This window comes from Streptomyces sp. NPDC111507 (assembly GCF_055638955.1).
In genome coordinates this window covers 277,630-296,154 of the sequence record NZ_JBVKBU010000002.1, presented here as the reverse complement: position 1 = coordinate 296,154, position 18,525 = coordinate 277,630, and the positions used below count along the sequence as shown (strand labels likewise).

Genomic DNA, 18,525 nt, shown 5'->3' with positions numbered 1-18,525 from the left:
CAGCGGAGCGCTTAGGTTCTGGCTTCCACCGGGGTCCGCCCCCGGATCACTCCTGCGTCTGATCCCAGAACTTGGCGAGGGCGAGGGCCGTCCGCTCGGGCTGGTCCGTGTTCGGGGAGTGCTCGGCTCCTCGTACGACCGTGCGCCGGGCCTTGAGACGTACGGCCATGTCGTCCAGGAGAGGCACCGGCCAGGTGTCGTCGAACGCACCGGACAGCACATGCTTGGGCAGGGGTACGGCGGCCAGCTCGGCGACGCGGTCGGGCTCCGTGCACAGCTGACGGCCGGTCGCGATCAGCTGGGCCGGTCGGGTGAGCAGCCAGCGGCGCCGCAGGTCCTCGCGGTCGTCCAGCCCACCGTCGAGATCGGCGGTGTCGATCTCCTCCGGCGGTTCCATCGCCTGGATGGCGTCCCACACCTGGGCCATGTCCATCACGGCGAGGGCGTCCCGGAGCAGCTTGACGCGCTGTTGCTGGGAGGTGGAGATCTGGGCGGGGCCCGAGGCCATGAGAGTGAGCGAGGCGAAGGGGGCCGGGTCGAGGAGGACGGCGGCGCGGGCGACCAGTCCGCCGAGGGAGTGGCCGACGAGGTGCACGGGGGTGCCGACGGCTGCCGCCTGGGCGAGCACGTCCTTCGCCAACTCGGCCTGCGCGTACGCCGATTCGTCGTGCTCGGGACCGTCGCTCTCGTACTGCCCGCGGCCGTCCACGGCGACGGTACGGTACCCGCGCGCCGCGAGCGGCTCGTGCAGCGCGATGAAGTCTTCCTTGCTGCCGGTGAAACCCGGCAGCAGCAGCACGGTTCCCTTCAGCTGCGCCTGCGGCGCGGCGTCGAGCGCGGCGAACTCGCCGCGGGCGGTGCGGAGACGGTAGGCACGGACACCGGCGGGCGGCGCGAAGGAGGGGGGCCTGCTCATGCCCCGAGGCTATCGGGCGGGGCTGAGCCCCGGCTCCCCGCCCACCTGTAGTTGTCCGGCGTTCGAGAACGAGGCCGATTGGGCCGGCAACAGACACACCCGGGTGGTGGGAAAACGCCGATGGCCCGGCCCCACTGCGTGTGGGACCGGGCCATCGGGCTGAGGATCAGCTCTCCGCGGGCTCCGCGGCAGCCGCCGCCTTGCGCGTACGCCGACGCGGCGCTGCCGCCTCGGGCGCCGCCTCCGCGGCGACCGCGGGCTCCGCGACCTTGCGGGCACGTCGACGCGGCTTGGCCTCCGGCTCGTCAACGGCGGCCGACTGGGCGGGAATCGCCGCCTCGACGGTCTCCGTGACGGTCTCCGCGACGGCCTTGCGGGTCCGGCGACGGACGGGCTTGGCCGGGGCTTCGGCACTGTCCACGGCGGCTTCGGCGGGCGCCTCGGCCGCGGCCTTGGCCCGCGTACGCCGCGGCTTGGTGACGGGGGCCTCCGGCGCGGCCTCGACCGCGTCCACCACGGCCACCGCCGCCTTGCGCGTACGCCGCGGCTTGGTGACCGGCGCCTCGGCGACACCCTCCGCCGTGTCGACCGCGACCTCCGCGACCTCCGCGGCCTTGCGGGTACGACGACGAACCGGCTTGGCCGGAGCCTCCGCGACGGCCTCGGCGGCGACGGCGGCGGTCTGCGCCGGAATCTCGGCCTCGACGGGCGCGACGGCCTCGACGGTCTCCGCGACGGCCTTGCGGGTCCGGCGACGGACGGGCTTGGCCGGGGCTTCGGCACTGTCCACGGCGGCTTCGGCGGGCGCCTCGGCCGCGGCCTTGGCCCGCGTACGCCGCGGCTTGGTGACGGGGGCCTCCGGCGCGGCCTCGACCACGCCCTCGGCCGTGTCGACGACAGCCTCGGCGGCCTTGCGGGTACGGCGACGAACCGGCTTGGCCGGAGCCTCCGCGACGGCCTCGGCGACGGCTTCCACGACGGGCGCCGATTCCGCGACGACCGCCACGGTCTCGACCGGGGCGGGAGCGGCCTCCGCCGTCTTACGGGTCCGACGGCGACGCGGCTTCGCGACCGCGTCCTCCGGCGTGGCCTCGACCATGCCCTCGGCCGTGGCGACCGCGGTCTCCGCTGCCTGCGGGGCCTCGCTCACCGACGGCTCGGCGACGGTGGCGGCAGCCGCCACCGTCTCCGCCGTACCCCCGACGCGCGTGCGGCGACGGCGGCGCGGGGTGCGGGGCTCGGTGGCCTCCGCGGCGGCGGGCTCGGTGGTCGCCTCCGGAGTCGGCGTCGTGGCCGTCTCCTCCAGCGCGGAACCGTTGCGCGTACGGCGACGGCGGCGGGGCGTGCGCGCCGGGCGCTCGCGCTCCACGGGCGCAGGCGCCGACGAACGGCCACCGCGGCCGCGCGGACCGCCACGCCCGCCGGTCTCGCCGAGGTCCTCGACCTCTTCGGCCGCGAGGCCGGCGCGGGTGCGCTCGGAACGCGGCAGGACACCCTTGGTGCCGGCCGGGATGTTCAGCTCCTCGAAGAGGTGCGGGGACGTGGAGTACGTCTCCGGCGGGTTGCTGAAGCCGAGGTCCAGCGCCTTGTTGATGAGCTGCCAGCGCGGGATGTCGTCCCAGTCGACGAGGGTGATCGCGATGCCCTTGGCGCCCGCGCGGCCCGTACGGCCGATGCGGTGCAGGTACGTCTTCTCGTCCTCGGGGGACTGGTAGTTGATGACGTGGGTGACACCCTCGACGTCGATGCCGCGGGCGGCGACGTCGGTGCAGACGAGGACGTCGACCTTGCCGTTGCGGAACGCGCGCAGTGCCTGCTCGCGGGCGCCCTGGCCGAGGTCGCCGTGGACCGCGCCGGAGGCGAAACCGCGCTGCTGGAGCTGGTCGGCGAGGTCCGCCGCCGTCCGCTTGGTGCGGCAGAACACCATCGCCAGCCCGCGGCCGTCGGCCTGCAGTATGCGTGCCACCAGCTCGGGCTTGTCCATGTTGTGCGCGCGGTAGATGAACTGCGCGGTGTTGCGGACCGTCGCGCCCTCGTCGTCCGGCGCCGTGGCGCGGATGTGCGTGGGCTGCGACATGTAGCGGCGCGCGAGACCGATGACGGCACCCGGCATGGTCGCCGAGAACAGCATGGTCTGACGGCGGGCCGGCAGCATGTTCATGATCTTCTCGACGTCGGGCAGGAAGCCCAGGTCGAGCATCTCGTCGGCCTCGTCGAGGACGAGCGCCTTGATGTGCTTGAGGTTGAGCTTCTTCTGGCCCGCGAGGTCCAGCAGTCGGCCCGGGGTGCCGACGATGACGTCGACGCCCTTCTTGAGGGCCTCGACCTGCGGCTCGTACGCCCGGCCGCCGTAAATGGCGAGAACGCGTACGTTGCGGACCTTGCCGGCGGTCAGCAGGTCGTTGGTCACCTGGGTGCACAGCTCGCGCGTCGGGACGACGACGAGGGCCTGCGGGGCGTCGGTGAGCTGCTCGGGCTGGGCCCGGCCCGCCTCGACGTCCGCGGGGACGGTGACACGCTCGAGGAGCGGGAGGCCGAAGCCCAGCGTCTTGCCGGTGCCGGTCTTGGCCTGGCCGATGACGTCGGAGCCCGAAAGGGCTACGGGGAGCGTCATCTCCTGGATGGGGAAGGGGGTGATGATGCCGACGGCTTCAAGGGCTTCGGCCGTCTCGGGAAGGATTCCGAGCTCTCGGAAAGTCGTAGTCAGGGTGCTGCCTCTTCTGTGTACGCGGTGCGAGGCGAGCGCGGGGGTCGTGTCGGGGACCGTGCCGGGGACGTCGGCCGCTCTTGACGGGCGGGCCGAGTGGCATGGGACCACTGCCGACGCTCGAGCTCTCGTACCGCTGAGGGTTCCCTCCGGATGTCGTACGCAATGTGCCGTACGGACGAGGAGGGCTGTCGGGTCGGAGCCGATCGGGCCACCGACCGGGCATCCTCATTCGTGCGGCCCGTCGAATACTCGCCGGGCGCATTACCACCATACCCCGGAATCGCGCATACGCGATGGCCGATTTGGTCACGTAGTCGTCGTCACACTGATTGACCAGGGACTTCCCTGTTGCGTCGAGCGGGCTATTGTGCGCTTCATGACGACGCCTGACAACGCCGCTGACCCTTCCGCCGAGGCCACCGACAAGACCACCCCCGCGGCCACCGGAGTCGCCGCGCAGAACTGGGACACGGCCGCCGCCGACCCCCAGTACCGCGCCGCGGTCGTGGACCTGCTCGGAGCGCTCGCGTACGGCGAGTTGGCGGCGTTCGAGCGGCTCGCGGAGGACGCCAAGCTGGCCCCGACGCTCAGTGACAAGGCCGAGCTGGCGAAGATGGCGTCGGCCGAGTTCCACCACTTCGAGCGGCTGCGGGACCGGCTCGCCGCGGTCGGCGCGGAGCCGACCGAGGCGATGGAACCGTTCGTCGCAGCGCTCGACGGCTTCCACCGGCAGACGGCTCCCTCGGACTGGCTGGAGGGCCTCGTCAAGGCGTTCGTCGGCGACTCGATCGCCAGCGACTTCTACCGCGAGGTCGCCGCGCGCCTCGACGCCGACACGCGCGGGCTCGTGCTCAGTGTCCTCGACGACACCGGCCACGCGAGCTTCGCCGTCGAGAAGGTGCGCGCCGCCATCGACGCGGACCCGCGCGTGGGCGGCCGGCTCGCGCTGTGGGCGCGGCGGCTGATGGGCGAGGCGCTGTCGCAGTCGCAGCGGGTCGTCGCGGACCGTGACGCGCTGTCGACGATGCTCGTGGGCGGCGTGGCGGACGGGTTCGACCTCGCCGAGGTCGGCCGGATGTTCTCGCGGATCACCGAAGCCCACACCAAGCGGATGGCGGCACTGGGCCTGGCGGCCTAGACCCCGGCCAAGACCGGGCCTGGACCTGGTCTAGACCCGGTTCCCTCGGTTTCCTCGGCCTTCTTGGTTTCCTCGGATTCCGTGGGGCTTGTCGGCCTCAGTGTCGTCAGTTTCGCCGTCGCCCGCTTCGGTCACGCCGTCGCCGAGCGGCGGCGAAATCTTTCCGCGGGGCGCAGCAGAAGCGACAGCAGCGCGGCGGAGACGATCACGGCGCCGGCGAGGATGACCAGGAAGTGGCCGGAGCCCAGTGCCGTGTGCGTCAGGAAGGCCCCGAACAGGGCTCCGGCGACACCGGTCGACAGGACCAGACCGCGGCTCGGCAGTCGGTGCGGCAGGCGGTACGCCGCCCCCCATGCCAGCGCGAGACCGAGCATCGCGGCGCCGAGCGCTTCCAAGAACATGGTGAGGGTCCCTCCCGCACGGCCGGTGCAAATCGGTCGTAGCGGGTTTACCCCCGAGGTGCGGAACGCAATCCTCCCCTGTGGATGTTCTGTGCTCCATTCGTGGTGGTGAGACCGCGGGTACGGGCTCGGCACGAGGTGCGCGGAGGATCCGGTTCCGGTGCATGCGAAGGGGCCCGGCGACAGCGTCACCGGGCCCCTTCCGCTCGCCTGAACTACAGCGCGCTGAATCCCACCTTGCGCTGGGTGGGCTCGCCGAGCTCCACGTACGCGAGGCGGTCGGCCGGAACCAGGACCTTGCGGCCGTGGTCGTCCACGAGGCTCAGCAGCTGCGACTTGCCGGCCAGCGCCTCGGACACCGCGCGCTCGACCTCTTCCGGGGTCTGACCGCTCTCCAGAACGATCTCGCGGGGCGCGTGCTGCACGCCGATCTTGACCTCCACGGCTTTGTCCCTCCGACGGTCAGTCATGTGCGCGTCTCTCCGCGCCGTACGCTGCACACATTAGCCCGGTGAGGGGATGTGCACGTTCCGGCCGAGAACGCCAAGAGCGAACAGCGGACGGGAACAAAGAGACGGATCAGGGCGGTCGGGCGTGAGTCGTCGGGCGGCAGGCGTGAGTCAGTGGTGATCGGTGCCGTGCAGCGGGAAGCCCGCGATACCCCGCCAGGCCAGTGACGTCAGCAGCTGCACCGCCTGGTCGCGCGGGACGCTGCGGTCGCTGTGCAGCCAGGAGCGGGCCACCACCTGTGCGAGGCCGCCCAGGCCCGAGGCGAGGAGCATCGACTCGGCGCGTGAGAGACCGGTGTCCTCCGCGATGACCTCGCAGATCGCTTCCGCGCACTCGTGCGTGACCTTGTCGACGCGCTCGCGGACCGCGGGCTCGTTCGTCAGGTCGGACTCGAAGACGAGCCGGAAGGCGCCGCCGTCGTCCTCGACGTACGCGAAGTAGGCGTCCATCGTGGCGCGGACGCGCAGTGAGTTGTCCGTGGTGGACGCGAGCGCCGTCCGTACCGCATGCAGCAGGGACTCGCAGTGCTGGTCCAGCAGCGCGAGATACAGGTCGAGCTTGCCCGGGAAGTGCTGGTAGAGAACCGGCTTGCTGACGCCCGCGCGCTCGGCGATGTCGTCCATGGCGGCCGAGTGATACCCCTGCGCAACGAATACTTCCTGGGCGGCGCCGAGGAGCTGGTTGCGTCGGGCACGGCGCGGCAGGCGAGTGCCCCGCGGGCGTGCCGCCTCTGTCTGCTCGATGGCTGTCACGCCGCCTCCCAAAATTGTCCACGTGCGGTGTGCGCCGCGCCGCCATCGTACTTTTCGGTAACCCCACTGTGCGCGGTGCGAGCGCAGAATTTCACGGACCGGACGCGTGCGATAACGACACAGAGGGTGACGAACGGGGTGAGAAGGGCATGACGCCACACCGGATACCGCTGGTCGGCGGGGTCCGGTCACATGGGGTCATCCCCTGTAGTCGTCCTCGTTGAGCCGGACGACCCTGGCCTGCTCGGCGAGGTCGGCCTCGTTGGCGTTGAGGGGGTCACCGGGGGGTTCGGGGTCGATGTCGTCCACCGGATCCAGTTCGCTGAGCTGCTCGGCGAGGTCCGCCTCCGGGGCTTCCGGGTCAAGGATCTCCCGGAACCGGTCGTTGAAGGTCTCGGGGTCTGTCGGGTCGACTGTCATGATTCCTCTTCCCGAGCGGTGCGAGTGCGCTCCTGATGTACGGATCCCTGGGTATGGATCCCTGGTAGGGATCCTGGTGTACGTACGAGTGCCCTCGATCGAAGCCTAGGAGACACCCGATCGAGGCGCTAGACGATCCGCGCACGATCTGTGACAGCGAACACATGAACCACTGCGTGATCGTCTCGTAACATTGCCGCATGTCTTCGACCGAGCTGCCCGCCGCGCTGGCCACCACCGTCACGCCGAGGGTCGGGACCGTCCGGGTCGCGGAGGGGGAGCGCCTGCGATCGGTCGGTCTGCCCGGGATCACCCTGACCGTGCGTTCGAGACCGCCCGCGCGCGAGGGACTGCCGCCCGCCCTGTACGTCCATGGGCTGGGCGGTTCTTCGCAGAACTGGTCGGCGCTGATGCCGCTGCTCGACGGGCTCGTGGACAGCGAGGCGCTCGATCTGCCCGGCTTCGGGGACTCGCCGCCGCCCGACGACGGCAACTACTCGCTGACCGGGCACGCGCGCGCGGTCATCCGTTATCTCGACGCGGCCGAGCGCGGCCCCGTGCACCTCTTCGGGAACTCGCTCGGCGGAGCGGTCGCCACGCGCGTCGCCGCCGTACGGCCCGACCTGGTCGAGACGCTCACCCTGATCTCGCCCGCGCTCCCGGAGATCCGCGCGCAGCGCACCGCGTGGCCGACGGCGCTGCTCTCGGTGCCGGGGGTGGCGCGGCTGTTCACCCGGCTCACCAAGGACTGGAGTGCCGAGCAGCGTGTCCGCGGGGTCATGGCGCTCTGTTACGGCGATCCCGGCATGGTGACGCCCGAGGGGTTCCGCGACGCGGTCGAGGAGATGGAGCGGCGGCTCGCGCTGCCCTACTTCTGGGACGCCATGGCGCGTTCGTCGCGCGGTCTGGTGAACGCGTACACGCTGGGCGGCCAGCACGGGCTGTGGCGCCAGGCCGAGCGGGTGCTCGCGCCGACGCTGCTCGTCTACGGCGGCCGTGACCAGCTCGTCGCCTACCGCATGGCCCGGCGCGCGGCGCGCGCCTTCCGCGACTCCCGGCTGCTGTCGCTGCCGGACGCGGGGCATGTCGCGATGATGGAGTACCCGGAGACGGTAGCCTCGGCGTTCCGCGAACTCCTCGCGGAAACAGGCGAGTTGACCTCTCCGGCCGGCGCGGACGCGGGGAGCTGAGGCGGGGCGTGGGACGTCACAGTCGCCGGGGGCGGGCCGGTAAGAGCGACACGGGGGAGCTGCCGAGGGTTCCGGCACCCGGTGCCGCACCGGGCACGGCTCAAGGGGCGGCGCCGGGTACGGGCCCGGCGGCGACCTCGCCGCAGGGGGCCACGCGCGGCCCCCTGGGCCCACAACCACCGGGACCTCGACGCCCCGTGTCGGCCGGCCCTCCGCTGCCCGGAACTCCCCGCCCCCAGGGCGGCACGCCGGTGCATGGTGTGCCGCGTTATCCGGACGGGACTCCGGCGCACGGTTTCCCGCGCCTCCCGGACGGGACTCCGGCGCACGGCTTCCCGCGTCTCCCCGACGGCACGCCGGCCCACGGTGTTCCGCGGTTCGCCGATGGGACTCCCGCGCACGGCACCCCCGCGCGTGGTGTGCCCCAGGCGCGTGCGGGACATCCCGAGCAGCGTGAACCCGGCGGTGGCTGGGGCGCGTTCACGGGTGGCCCGCGGACGGCGGGGACCATGGACGGCGGGCCGCAGGCCATGCCGCAGAGGGCGCCCCAAGGCATGGCCCAGGGGGCGCCCGGACCGCGCATCCCTCGGCAGCGGCAGGAGGCCGACGCCGGGCTCGGGCCCGGCCCGGGGCTCCGGCAGGCCTACGTCGACGCCTTCGACGAGAGCGAGAGCGACAACGGGGGCAGGACCGGGACCGAAGAGCCGGGGACCGAGGAGGCGGAGAAGGGCAAGGGCGTCAAGGGGCGGGCGTTCACCGGAATCGCCGCGGCCGCCGTCACCACCGTGCTCGCCGTAGTGGTGGCCGGACAGGTGGCCGCCGGGCGGCACCACGCCACCGCGCAGACGCAGTCCGCCGCCGGTGGCGGACTGGACGCCCGCGCGTCCGCCTCGCCCGGGGGCACCGGGTCGACCCCGTCCGCGGCGCCGAGCGCGACACCGCTGACGTACGACCAGAAGATGGGCGTGACGTACGCGCTCAGTGCCACCCTCAAGGCCTCGGGGAAGTTCGACGCCGTCCCCGGGTTCGACAAGGCACCCGGTAAGGGGCGGAAGTACACATATCGGGTGGACGTGGAGAAGGGCCTCGGCCTCGACGCCGCCCTCTTCGCGCAGGCCGTCCAGAAGACGCTGAACGACAAACGGAGTTGGGCCCACAGCGGCGCCCGCACCTTCGAGCGGATCTCCTCCGGCAAGCCCGACTTCGTGATCACGCTGGCCAGCCCCGGCACCACCGCCGAGTGGTGCGCCAAGTCCGGGCTGGACACGACCGAGGACAACGTGTCGTGCGACTCGGCCTCCACCGAGCGCGTGATGATCAACGCGTACCGCTGGGCGCAGGGCTCCAAGACCTACGGTGACGCAATTCACCCGTACCGGCAGATGCTCATCAACCACGAGGTCGGCCACCGCCTCGGATACGGCCATGTCACCTGCGACAAGGACGGCGAGCTCGCGCCCGTCATGCAGCAGCAGACCAAATTCCTCGACCATGACGGAATCCACTGTCGGGCCAACCCCTGGCCCTATCCGGGGAGTTGACGGAGCGGTCGCGGGGGGCCACTGGGGTCACGTTGACATGCTCCGAAAGTTCGTTCATATTTCTGCGCATGTGGTCTAGTCATGCCGTCCGTCGCGCCGCCATCGAGCTGGCGCTGATTGGCGTGACCGCGCTCTGCGTCGCAGACATCCACTGTCGCTGACGCCCGCCCTTGGCGTGCGCGTCGTGCTTCCGCTTCCGTCGTGACCCTGGGTGACCGTATCGGTCCCTGGGTTTCCGACTTCGCGACCTTTTCTGACGACCTGACGCCGGGGCAGACGTCCGTTCACTTCCGTCTCACTCCTCGTCAATCTGTCTCATCATTCGAGAGGTCGTCTTCCGATGCGTCAACCGTCCGTCATAGCCCGCCGCGTGGCCGCGGCATCCGTCACCCTGGTCGTGGCAGCGGGCGCGGCCGCCTGCGGGCCGAAGGACAACGATGCCAAGGGCGCCGGTGGCGACTCCAAGCCGCAGAAGGGAGGCACGCTCACCGTCCTCAACGCGAGCCCGCAGGAGGACTTCGACCCGGCGCGCCTCTACACCTCCGGCGGCGGCAACGTCCCCTCCCTCGTCTTCCGTACGCTGACCACGCGCAACCGCGAGAACGGGGCCGCGGGCGCCAAGGTCGTCCCCGACCTCGCCACCGACACCGGCCGCCCGAGCGAGAACGCGACCGTGTGGACGTACACCCTGAAGAAGGGCCTCAAGTACGAGGACGGTTCGCCGATCACCTCCGCCGACATCAAGTACGGCATCGAGCGTTCCTTCGCGGCCGAGCTCTCCGGCGGCGCGCCCTACCTGCGGGACTGGCTCATCGGCGGAGCCGACTACCAGGGGCCGTACAAGGACAAGAAGGGCCTCGCCTCGATCGAGACCCCGGACGACCTGACCATCGTCTTCCACCTGAACAAGTCCGAGGGCGAGTTCCCCTTCCTCGCCACGCAGACCCAGTTCACGCCCGTCCCGAAGGCCAAGGACAGCGGCACGAAGTACGAGGAGCACCCGATCTCCTCCGGCCCGTACAAGGTCGTCAAGAACGAGAACGACGGCGAGCGGATCACCCTGGAGCGCAACTCGTACTGGTCCGCGGCGACCGACGCCGAGCGCAAGGCCTACCCGGACAAGATCGACGTACGGTCGGGCCTGGACTCCTCCGTGATCAACCAGCGGCTGTCCGCGTCCCAGGGCACGGATGCCGCCGCCGTCACCACGGACACCAACCTCGGCCCGGCCGAGCTGGCCAAGGTGACGGGTGACAAGGCGCTGGCGGCACGCGTCGGCACCGGCCACTTCGGCTACACCAACTACATCGCCTTCAACCCGAAGGTGAAGCCGTTCGACGACCCGAAGGTGCGGCAGGCGATCGCGTACGCCGTCGACCGTTCGTCGGTGATCAACGCGGCCGGTGGTTCGTCGCTGGCCGAGGCCGCGACCACGTACCTGCCGAACCAGAAGTCCTTCGGCTACACGCCCTACGACCACTTCCCGGCGGGCGCGTCCGGCAACCCGGCCAAGGCAAAGGAACTGCTGAAGGAGGCCGGTCACCCGAACGGGATCACCGTCACCCTCACGCACTCCAACGACAAGAACTTCGAGACCAGCCCGGAGATCGCGACCGCGCTCCAGGACGCCCTGAAGAAGGCCGGCATCACGGTCAAGCTCCAGGGCCTGGAGGACAACGACTACCGGGACAAGATCCACGGCGTGAAGACCGAGCCCGGCTTCTTCCTCGCCCACTGGGGTGCCGACTGGCCCTCCGGCGGCCCCTTCCTGGCCCCGATCTTCGACGGCCGCCAGATCGTGAAGGACGGCGCGAACTTCAACACCGGCTTCCTCGACGACAAGTCCGTCAATGACGAGATCGACGCGATCAACAAGTTGACGAATCTTGACGAGGCCGCGAAGCGCTGGGGCGCGCTGGACAAGAAGATCGGCGAGCAGGCCCTGACCGTGCCGCTGTTCCACCCCGTCTACAAGCGCCTGTACGGCAGCGCGGTCAAGAACATCGTGATCAGCGACTGGACCGGCGTGCTGGACATCTCCCAGGTCGCGGTGAAGTAGCGCCGTGAGCGAGGCAATCGTCGCCTCTCAGGCCCCCGGGACGGACCTCGCGTCCGCCCCGGGGGCCTCGGGGGCCCGTCAGTTCTGGCGGCGGCTGCGCACGCAGCGCGCTGCCCTCGTCGCGGCGGGCGTCGTCGCGCTGCTCGTCCTGCTCGCGCTCGCCGCGCCGCTGCTCACCGCGATCGAGGGCCAGGACCCGACCACCTACCACCCGTCCCTCATCGACTCGGCGCGCGGCGGTGTGCCCGTGGGCTCGTTCGGCGGCGTCAGCGGCGACCACTGGCTCGGCGTCGAACCGCAGACCGGCCGCGACCTCTTCGCCCGGCTCGTGTACGGCGCCCGGGTCTCGCTGGGAGTCGCGCTGGGTGCGACCGTCGTACAGGTCCTCGTCGGTGTCGTGGTGGGCGTCGCGGCCGCACTCGGCAACCGATGGATCGATCAACTGTTGAGCCGGATGACCGACATCTTCGTCGCGATGCCGTTGATGATCATGTCGTTGGCCCTGCTGGCGATCGTGCCCAGCAGCTTCCCACGGCCCTTGCTGGTCGCGCTCGTCATCGGCCTGATCGCCTGGGGCAACACCGCGAAGATCGTGCGCGCCCAGACCCTCACCCTCAAGGGGCTTGACTACGTCTCCGCCGCGCGGCTCAGCGGCTGGAACACCTGGCGCATCGCGCGCCGCGAACTCCTGCCCGGACTGGCCGCCCCCGTCATCACCTATGCCGCGCTCCTCGTGCCGATGAACATCTCCGCCGAGGCCGCGCTGTCCTTCCTCGGCGTCGGAGTGAAGCCCCCGACGCCGTCCTGGGGGCAGATGCTCACGGCCGCCAACGTCTGGTACCAGGCGGCCCCGCAGTACCTGCTGCTGCCCGCCGGGGCGCTCTTGGTGACCGTGCTGGCCCTGACCGTCCTCGGCGACGGCGTCCGCACGGCTCTGGACCCGCGCGCGGCCTCGCGCCTGCGCGTCGGCACGGGCCGCAAACGGGAGGCCAAGGCGGACGCGGACTCCAAAAAGGCCGCTACGGACGTGGATTCCAAGAAGGCCGCGGCGGACGCGAGCGCCGAGAAGGCCGCGGCGGGCGCGAGCGCCGAGAAGGAGGCCAAGGCATGAGCGGCTTCGGAGGATTCGTCCTGCGCCGCGCCGTCGGCACCGTGATCACCCTGCTCGCCATCTCGGTGATCGTCTACGTCGTCTTCTACGCCACCCCCGGGAACGTCGCCCAGATCACCTGCGGCCCGCGCTGCTCTCCGGAACAAGTGCACCAGGTCGCCCAGCAGTTGAGGCTCGACGACCCGCTGTACGTGCGCTACTGGCACTTCCTGCAGGGCATCCTCGTCGGCCAGGACTTCTCCACCGGCACCTCGGTGGAGCACTGCTCGGCGCCCTGTCTCGGCCTGTCGTACCAGGGCGACACCCAGGTCACCCAGCTGATCCTGGCGAAGCTGCCGGTCAGCCTGTCCCTCGTGTTCGGCGCGATGGTGCTGTGGCTGATCCTCGGCGTCGGCACCGGCATCCTCTCCGCGTGGCGGCGCGGCCGACTCACCGAGCGCGTGCTGACCGGCATCACCCTCGTCGGCGTCGCCACACCGGTCTTCGTGATCGGCCTGGTGCTCATGATCGTCGTCTGCGGCCAGCTGCAACTGCTGCCCTTCCCGCAGTACGTCGGCCTCACCGACGACCCCGAACAGTGGGCCTGGAACCTGGTGCTGCCCTGGTTCTCCCTCGCCCTCATCGAGGCCGCCGCGTTCGCCCGGCTGACCAGGGCCGCGATGTTGGAGACCCTCGCCGAGGACCACATCCGGACCTTCCGGGCGTACGGCGTCGGCGAGCGGTCGATCATCGGGCGGCACGCCCTGCGCGGGGCGTTCGCCCCGATCATCGCGCTGAACGCCAACAACGTCGGCTCGGCGGTCGGCGGCGCGGTGCTCACCGAGACGCTCTTCGGACTGCCCGGCATCGGACAGGAGCTGGTGCACGCGGTGAACGTCGTCGACCTGCCGGTGGTCGTCGGCATGGTCCTCGTCATCGGCTTCTTCGTGGTCATCGCCAACGCCGTCGCGGACGTGCTGTACGCGGTGGCCGACCGACGGGTGGTGCTCGTATGAGCTTGGTGGAAGTCACCGACCTGACGGTCGGGTTCGGATCGCTGCGCGCCGTCGACGGACTGTCCTTCCGACTGGAGAAGGGCGCCGCGCTGGGCCTGGTCGGCGAGTCCGGCTCGGGCAAGTCCACGGTCGCCTCGGCCCTCCTGGGGCTGCACCGCGGCACGGGAGCCGACGTCGGCGGCTCGGTGCGCGTGGCCGGCATCGACGTACAGGAGGCGTCCGACGCCGAACTGCGGCGGCTGCGCGGCGGAAAGGCCGCCATGGTCTTCCAGGACCCCCTGTCGTCCCTCGACCCGTACTTCGCGGTCGGCGACCAGATCGCCGAGGTCTACCGGGTGCACGTGAAGGCCTCCCGGCGTGCCGCACGCGCGCGTGCCGTCGAGGTGCTCGACCGCGTCGGCATCCCGGACGCAGCGCGCCGGGCGCGCTCCCGCCCGCACGAGTTCAGCGGCGGTATGCGCCAGCGCGCGCTGATCGCGATGGCGCTGGCCTGCGAACCCGACCTGCTGATCGCCGACGAGCCGACCACGGCCCTCGACGTGACCGTCCAGGCCCAGATCCTCGACCTGCTGCACACCCTGCGCGAGGAGACCGGAATGGGCCTGCTCCTCGTCACGCACGACGTGGGCGTCGCCGCCGAGAGCGTCGACGAGATCCTGGTCATGCGGCACGGGCGGGCCGTCGAGCACGGCCTCGTCGGTGCCGTCCTGGGGGCGCCCGCGCAGGCGTACACCCAGGAACTCCTCGGCGCGGTGCCCCGTGTGGACGCGCCGCGCACCGCCTCCGCGGTGACGGAGGAGGTCGTTCTCGAGGCGAGCGGTCTGCGGCGCGAATTCGGACGCGGGAAGAAGGCGTTCGCGGCCGTCGACGACGTGTCGCTGACGATCCACCGGGGCGAGACCCTCGGGATCGTGGGCGAGAGCGGCAGTGGCAAGACCACCCTGGGGCGGATGCTCGTGGGGCTGCTGGAGCCCACGGCGGGGGAGATCAAGCCCGGCGGAGGCGTGCGCCCGGACGTCCAGATGGTCTTCCAGGACCCCGTCTCCTCCCTCAACCCGCGCCGTAGCGTGGGCGAGTCGATCGCCGATCCCCTGCGCGCCCGCGGGGAACACGAGGAGGGACGCATCCGGGGGCGCGTACGGGAACTCCTGGAGCGCGTGGGGCTCGAAGCGGCGCACTACGACCGCTACCCGCACGAGTTCAGCGGCGGACAGCGCCAGCGCGTCGGCATCGCCCGGGCGCTCGCCGCCGACCCGCGCGTCATCGTCTGCGACGAACCGGTCTCCGCGCTCGACGTCACCACCCAGGCCCAGGTGATCGCCCTGCTCGCCGAACTGCAACGGGAACTCGGGCTCGCGCTCGTGTTCGTGGCGCACGACCTCGCGGTCGTCCGCCAGGTCAGCGACCGGGTCGCGGTGATGCGACGCGGCCGGATCGTCGAGTACGGGCCCGCCGACGAGGTGTACGAGTCTCCGCGCGACCCGTACACCAAGCAGCTGCTGGCCGCCGTACCGGCGCTGGATCCCGAGGTCGCGGCGCGGCGGCGGACGGCCCGAAGGCAGCTGACGGCGGTGTGATGCAACGTGACTGATTGATCTCGTAGCGCGACGGAACGCGACCCGCACGGGAAAGTTACGACCGTTCACCCCTTTTGGTGGCGCGATGGACAACCGTCCGTCGCGCCACCGCCATGTGCGCATACGTTCTTCCCGCTGCGAGCCGCCGGGTCAACGGCGGCTCCCCATAGGGAGATCGGGGGTGCACTGGTGCGCATCGGACTGCTTACGGAGGGTGGCTATCCGTATGTGAGCGGTGACGCCAGACTCTGGTGCGACCGGCTCGTGCGCGGGCTCGGGCAGCACGAGTTCGACATCTACGCGCTCAGTCGCAGCGAGCGGCAGGAGGACGAGGGCTGGATCCAGCTGCCGCCACAGGTCAGCCGGGTGCGGACGGCTCCGCTGTGGACGGCCGAGGACGACGGCGTGGTACACGGGCGACGGGCGCGCCGGCGGTTCGCCGAGTGCTTCGGGGAGTTGGCGGCGGCCGTGTGTGCCACGCCCGCGGTCCTCGACGGCTCGGAGGTCCCTGGCGGTGTGACGGCGACGGAGGCCTCGCACGGAGTGGTGGTGTCGGAGGCCTCTCACGGAGTGGTGGCGGACCGTTTCGGCAGTGCGCTGTACGGGCTCGCGGAACTGGCCCGCGACGAGGGCGGGCTGGTCGGGGCGCTGCGCTCCGAGGGGGCCGTGCGCGCCCTGGAGCGCGCCTGCCGTGCGCCCGGCGCACTGCGCGCCGCGCGTACCGCGCGTGTGCCCGACCTGCTGTCCGTCGCCGCTCACGTCGAGCGCGCTCTGCGCCCCCTCTCGCTGGACTGGTACGAGGACGACGGGCTCGGCTCGGTCGACCTCTGCCACGCGGCGGCCGGCGGCGAGGCCGCCCTGCCCGGCCTGCTCGCGCTGCACTTCGCCGGGGTGCCCCTGCTGGTGACGGAGTACGGCGTGCAGCTGCGGGCGCACTACCTCGCCTCCGCCGCCGCCGAGGAGTCCCCCGCGGTACGGGCGCTGCTCGCGGCCTTCCACGGCGCGCTGGCCGCCGAGGTCTACCGCAGGGCCGCGCTCATCACGCCCGGCGGCACCCACGCGCGCCGCTGGCAGGAGCGCTGCGGCGCCGACCGCGCCAAACTGCGCACCGTCTACCCCGGTATGGAGGCCGCCCGCTTCGCGGAGGTGGGCGAGCGGGCCGACGGCTCCGGATGCGCGGACCCGGACACCCTGGTCTGGGTCGGCCGCATCGAACCGGCCAAGGACCTGATCTCACTGCTGCACTCCTTCGCCGAGGTCCGCAAGGAGGCACCGAAGACCCGGCTGCGGATCGTCGGCGCGCCGGCCGACGGGCCTGAGGGCGCGCTGTACCTGGCCCACTGCAAGGCGCTGGCCGCCCAGCTCTTCCCCGACGAGGCGGAGGGGGTGCACGCGATCGGGGACAACCCGGTGTCCTTCGAGGAGATCGGCAGCCCGGAGGTCCCGAGCCTCGCGGAGGCGTACGCGTCCGGTGCCGTGGTCGTCCTCTCCAGCGTCGTCGAAGGCTTCCCGATCAGCCTGGTCGAGGCCATGTTCTGCGGGCGCGCCACCGTGTCCACCGACGTCGGCGCGGTCGTCGAAGTCATCGGCGGTACGGGGCTGGTGGTGCCGCCGCGCAATCCGCGGGCGCTCGCCGAGGCGTGCGTGGCACTGCTGCGCGACCCCGAACGGCGTGCGCGCCTCGGCGCGGCGGCCCGTGCGCGAGCCCTCGAACTCTTCACGGTCGAGCAGAACATCACGGCATTTCACGGCATTTACCTGGAGATCGTCTCGCGCTCCCCGGCCCGGCGGCTCGTCGTGGACGACGCGGGGGATCCCCTGCCGTTCGGCGTGCCGGCCGAGGCCCACGTACCCGGCCGCTGGACCGAGGCCCGCCTCATGGTCACGGGACGACCGCGCTGGGCGGCGGGGGCGCCGGTGCGTGCCACAGCTCCGCTGCCCGCGGGGGAGGGCGCGTGATGAGCGAACTCGTACGGGACGGCTCGGGTGGTGCGCGCGGCGACGCCGGGGGTGGTCCGGGGAACGACTCGGGGGGCGACTCGGGGGGTGCCCGCACCCCTCTCGGCGGTGGTCGCCGCGGTGCCGTGGACCCCGTGAAGGCGCTGATGCACCGGCATCGTGAACTCTGCGAGCGTGCCGTCGACCCCCTGGAGATCGCGGCGGGCCTGGAGGCGCACGGTGTGACCGACCGCACCGCCGCACGGTTCCGGCACCGGGACGTGTTCTCGCTCGCCGAGGAGATGTACGCGCGCGTGGCCCGCGACTCAGACCCCGCGCCGCGGCCCGCGACCCCCGAACACCCCGGCGCGCGCGCCGACTGGGCCCTGCTCTCCCTGCTGCCGGGTGCTCTGTGCGCGGCGACCGTAGCCGGGCTGCGGCTCACCGAAGGGCAGCCGCGCCTCGCGGTCGCCGCCGGCGGCACCCTCGCGGTGACGCTCGGCCTGCGCGCTGCGCTGCGCCGAGGTCCCCTCAGCACCACGCACCGCACGACGGGCGGCACCCTTGCCTGGACCTGCTGGCTGATCGCGTACGCCCTGCTCGGCGACGGACTGCTGAGCGTCGGCATCGAAGGCGGCCCCGACGGCCCCTGGCCCCCGGCCACCGCGCCCGTGCTGGCCCTCGCCCTGGCGTGCGCCCCCGCGGTCTGGTGCGCCCACCTCTTCACCGCGGGCGCCCGCCGCAAACTGACCGCGAGCCGGGGCCTGGAGGAGTTCGCCGTCTCCGTGCGGCCCCTGCTCCTGGGAGTGTTCGCCCTGTTCCTCTGCGCCCTGGGCGCGCTGCTCGCACTGTGCCGGGAGGCGCCGAGCGAGCCCGGTGCCTACAACGGGCCCGGCGCGTACGCCGGAGCGGGTGCCCTTGGCGCGCTGCTCCTGCTCGCGCGCCTGCTCACGACGCGCGGCTTCACTCACGCCCCGGCCGTCGTCCTCGGCGCCGCGGGCGCGGCCGAAGTGACCTCCCTCACCACGGTCTTCGCGGCCCGCCTGCCCGGCTGCTCGTTCGTCGCCACCCCCGTCGAGACCGTCGCCGACGCCTGGGGTCCGGGCGCCGTCCCGGCCCTGGTGTGCGGCGCGGCGGCGCTCGTCCTCCTGATCCACGCGACCCGCACCCTGACCCGGGCCTCGGCCCACGCCACACCGGGCGGGATGCCATGAGCCGCGACCGGCGCCCGAGGGTCGAGCCCTCGTGCCGGGCGCACCCTCCCGCG

16 protein-coding genes are annotated in these 18,525 nt (G+C 71.9%); 10 read left to right on the top strand and 6 right to left on the bottom strand.

Going from position 1 to position 18,525, the window contains the following annotated elements; translation table 11 throughout:
- Positions 1–46: 46 nt before the first annotated feature.
- Together ACZ7M2_RS08810 and ACZ7M2_RS08805 are read right to left on the bottom strand one after the other, a co-directional pair.
- Positions 47–916: an alpha/beta fold hydrolase gene (locus tag ACZ7M2_RS08810; RefSeq protein ID WP_471594694.1), complete on the bottom strand. Its 870-nt coding sequence runs from the start codon at positions 914–916 to the stop codon at positions 47–49.
- Between the two features lie 166 nt (positions 917–1,082).
- Positions 1,083–3,530 carry a DEAD/DEAH box helicase gene (locus tag ACZ7M2_RS08805; RefSeq protein WP_471594693.1) on the bottom strand — a complete coding sequence of 816 codons (2,448 nt, stop codon included), beginning with the start codon at positions 3,528–3,530 and terminating at the stop codon, positions 1,083–1,085.
- A 472-nt stretch (positions 3,531–4,002) separates the two neighbouring features.
- On the opposite strand from ACZ7M2_RS08805, the gene ACZ7M2_RS08800 reads away from it, so the two are divergent.
- A complete protein-coding gene (locus tag ACZ7M2_RS08800) occupies positions 4,003–4,764 on the top strand; it encodes a ferritin-like fold-containing protein (protein WP_075028978.1) in 762 nt (253 codons plus the stop codon).
- A 131-nt stretch (positions 4,765–4,895) separates the two neighbouring features.
- Here the strand turns inward: ACZ7M2_RS08800 and ACZ7M2_RS08795 are convergent, their stop codons facing one another.
- The 4 genes from ACZ7M2_RS08795 to ACZ7M2_RS08780 all read right to left on the bottom strand — a co-directional run bounded on the left by ACZ7M2_RS08795 (position 4,896) and on the right by ACZ7M2_RS08780 (position 6,847).
- Complete coding sequence (locus ACZ7M2_RS08795; protein WP_054228201.1) at positions 4,896–5,165, bottom strand: hypothetical protein; 270 nt, start codon at positions 5,163–5,165, stop codon at positions 4,896–4,898.
- A gap of 215 nt (positions 5,166–5,380) precedes the next feature.
- Complete coding sequence (locus tag ACZ7M2_RS08790; protein ID WP_028801993.1) at positions 5,381–5,608, bottom strand: DUF3107 domain-containing protein; 228 nt, start codon at positions 5,606–5,608, stop codon at positions 5,381–5,383.
- Positions 5,609–5,785: 177 nt separating this feature from the next.
- Positions 5,786–6,427 carry a TetR/AcrR family transcriptional regulator gene (locus ACZ7M2_RS08785; protein ID WP_054228200.1) on the bottom strand — a complete coding sequence of 214 codons (642 nt, stop codon included), beginning with the start codon at positions 6,425–6,427 and terminating at the stop codon, positions 5,786–5,788.
- A gap of 198 nt (positions 6,428–6,625) precedes the next feature.
- Positions 6,626–6,847, bottom strand: coding sequence for a hypothetical protein (locus ACZ7M2_RS08780; RefSeq protein WP_067368536.1), 222 nt, complete (start codon positions 6,845–6,847; stop codon positions 6,626–6,628).
- Positions 6,848–7,047: 200 nt separating this feature from the next.
- Here ACZ7M2_RS08780 and ACZ7M2_RS08775 point away from each other — a divergent pair, with 200 nt between their 5' ends.
- The 9 genes from ACZ7M2_RS08775 to ACZ7M2_RS08735 all read left to right on the top strand — a co-directional run bounded on the left by ACZ7M2_RS08775 (position 7,048) and on the right by ACZ7M2_RS08735 (position 18,472).
- Positions 7,048–8,037 (top strand): alpha/beta fold hydrolase, encoded by a 990-nt coding sequence (locus tag ACZ7M2_RS08775; RefSeq protein ID WP_471594692.1) that lies wholly within the window; start codon positions 7,048–7,050, stop codon positions 8,035–8,037.
- Positions 8,038–8,045: 8 nt separating this feature from the next.
- Positions 8,046–9,578 carry a DUF3152 domain-containing protein gene (locus ACZ7M2_RS08770; RefSeq protein ID WP_471594691.1) on the top strand — a complete coding sequence of 511 codons (1,533 nt, stop codon included), beginning with the start codon at positions 8,046–8,048 and terminating at the stop codon, positions 9,576–9,578.
- A 68-nt stretch (positions 9,579–9,646) separates the two neighbouring features.
- The gene (locus tag ACZ7M2_RS08765) at positions 9,647–9,739 is read left to right on the top strand and encodes an Ms4533A family Cys-rich leader peptide (RefSeq protein ID WP_312639156.1); all 93 of its coding nucleotides are present in this window, start codon (positions 9,647–9,649) and stop codon (positions 9,737–9,739) included.
- A 179-nt stretch (positions 9,740–9,918) separates the two neighbouring features.
- Complete coding sequence (locus tag ACZ7M2_RS08760; RefSeq protein WP_471594690.1) at positions 9,919–11,637, top strand: ABC transporter substrate-binding protein; 1,719 nt, start codon at positions 9,919–9,921, stop codon at positions 11,635–11,637.
- A gap of 4 nt (positions 11,638–11,641) precedes the next feature.
- Positions 11,642–12,748 (top strand): ABC transporter permease, encoded by a 1,107-nt coding sequence (locus ACZ7M2_RS08755; RefSeq protein WP_471594689.1) that lies wholly within the window; start codon positions 11,642–11,644, stop codon positions 12,746–12,748.
- Positions 12,745–13,743, top strand: coding sequence for an ABC transporter permease (locus ACZ7M2_RS08750; protein ID WP_352045917.1), 999 nt, complete (start codon positions 12,745–12,747; stop codon positions 13,741–13,743). Before ACZ7M2_RS08755 ends, ACZ7M2_RS08750 begins: the two co-directional genes overlap by 4 nt.
- A complete protein-coding gene (locus ACZ7M2_RS08745) occupies positions 13,740–15,320 on the top strand; it encodes a dipeptide ABC transporter ATP-binding protein (RefSeq protein WP_471594688.1) in 1,581 nt (526 codons plus the stop codon). The genes ACZ7M2_RS08750 and ACZ7M2_RS08745 overlap by 4 nt, the downstream gene beginning before the upstream one ends.
- Positions 15,321–15,509: 189 nt before the next feature.
- Positions 15,510–17,279, top strand: coding sequence for a DUF3492 domain-containing protein (locus ACZ7M2_RS08740; RefSeq protein ID WP_471594687.1), 1,770 nt, complete (start codon positions 15,510–15,512; stop codon positions 17,277–17,279).
- Complete coding sequence (locus ACZ7M2_RS08735; protein ID WP_471594686.1) at positions 17,279–18,472, top strand: hypothetical protein; 1,194 nt, start codon at positions 17,279–17,281, stop codon at positions 18,470–18,472. The genes ACZ7M2_RS08740 and ACZ7M2_RS08735 overlap by 1 nt, the downstream gene beginning before the upstream one ends.
- The last annotated feature ends 53 nt before the right edge of the window (positions 18,473–18,525 follow it).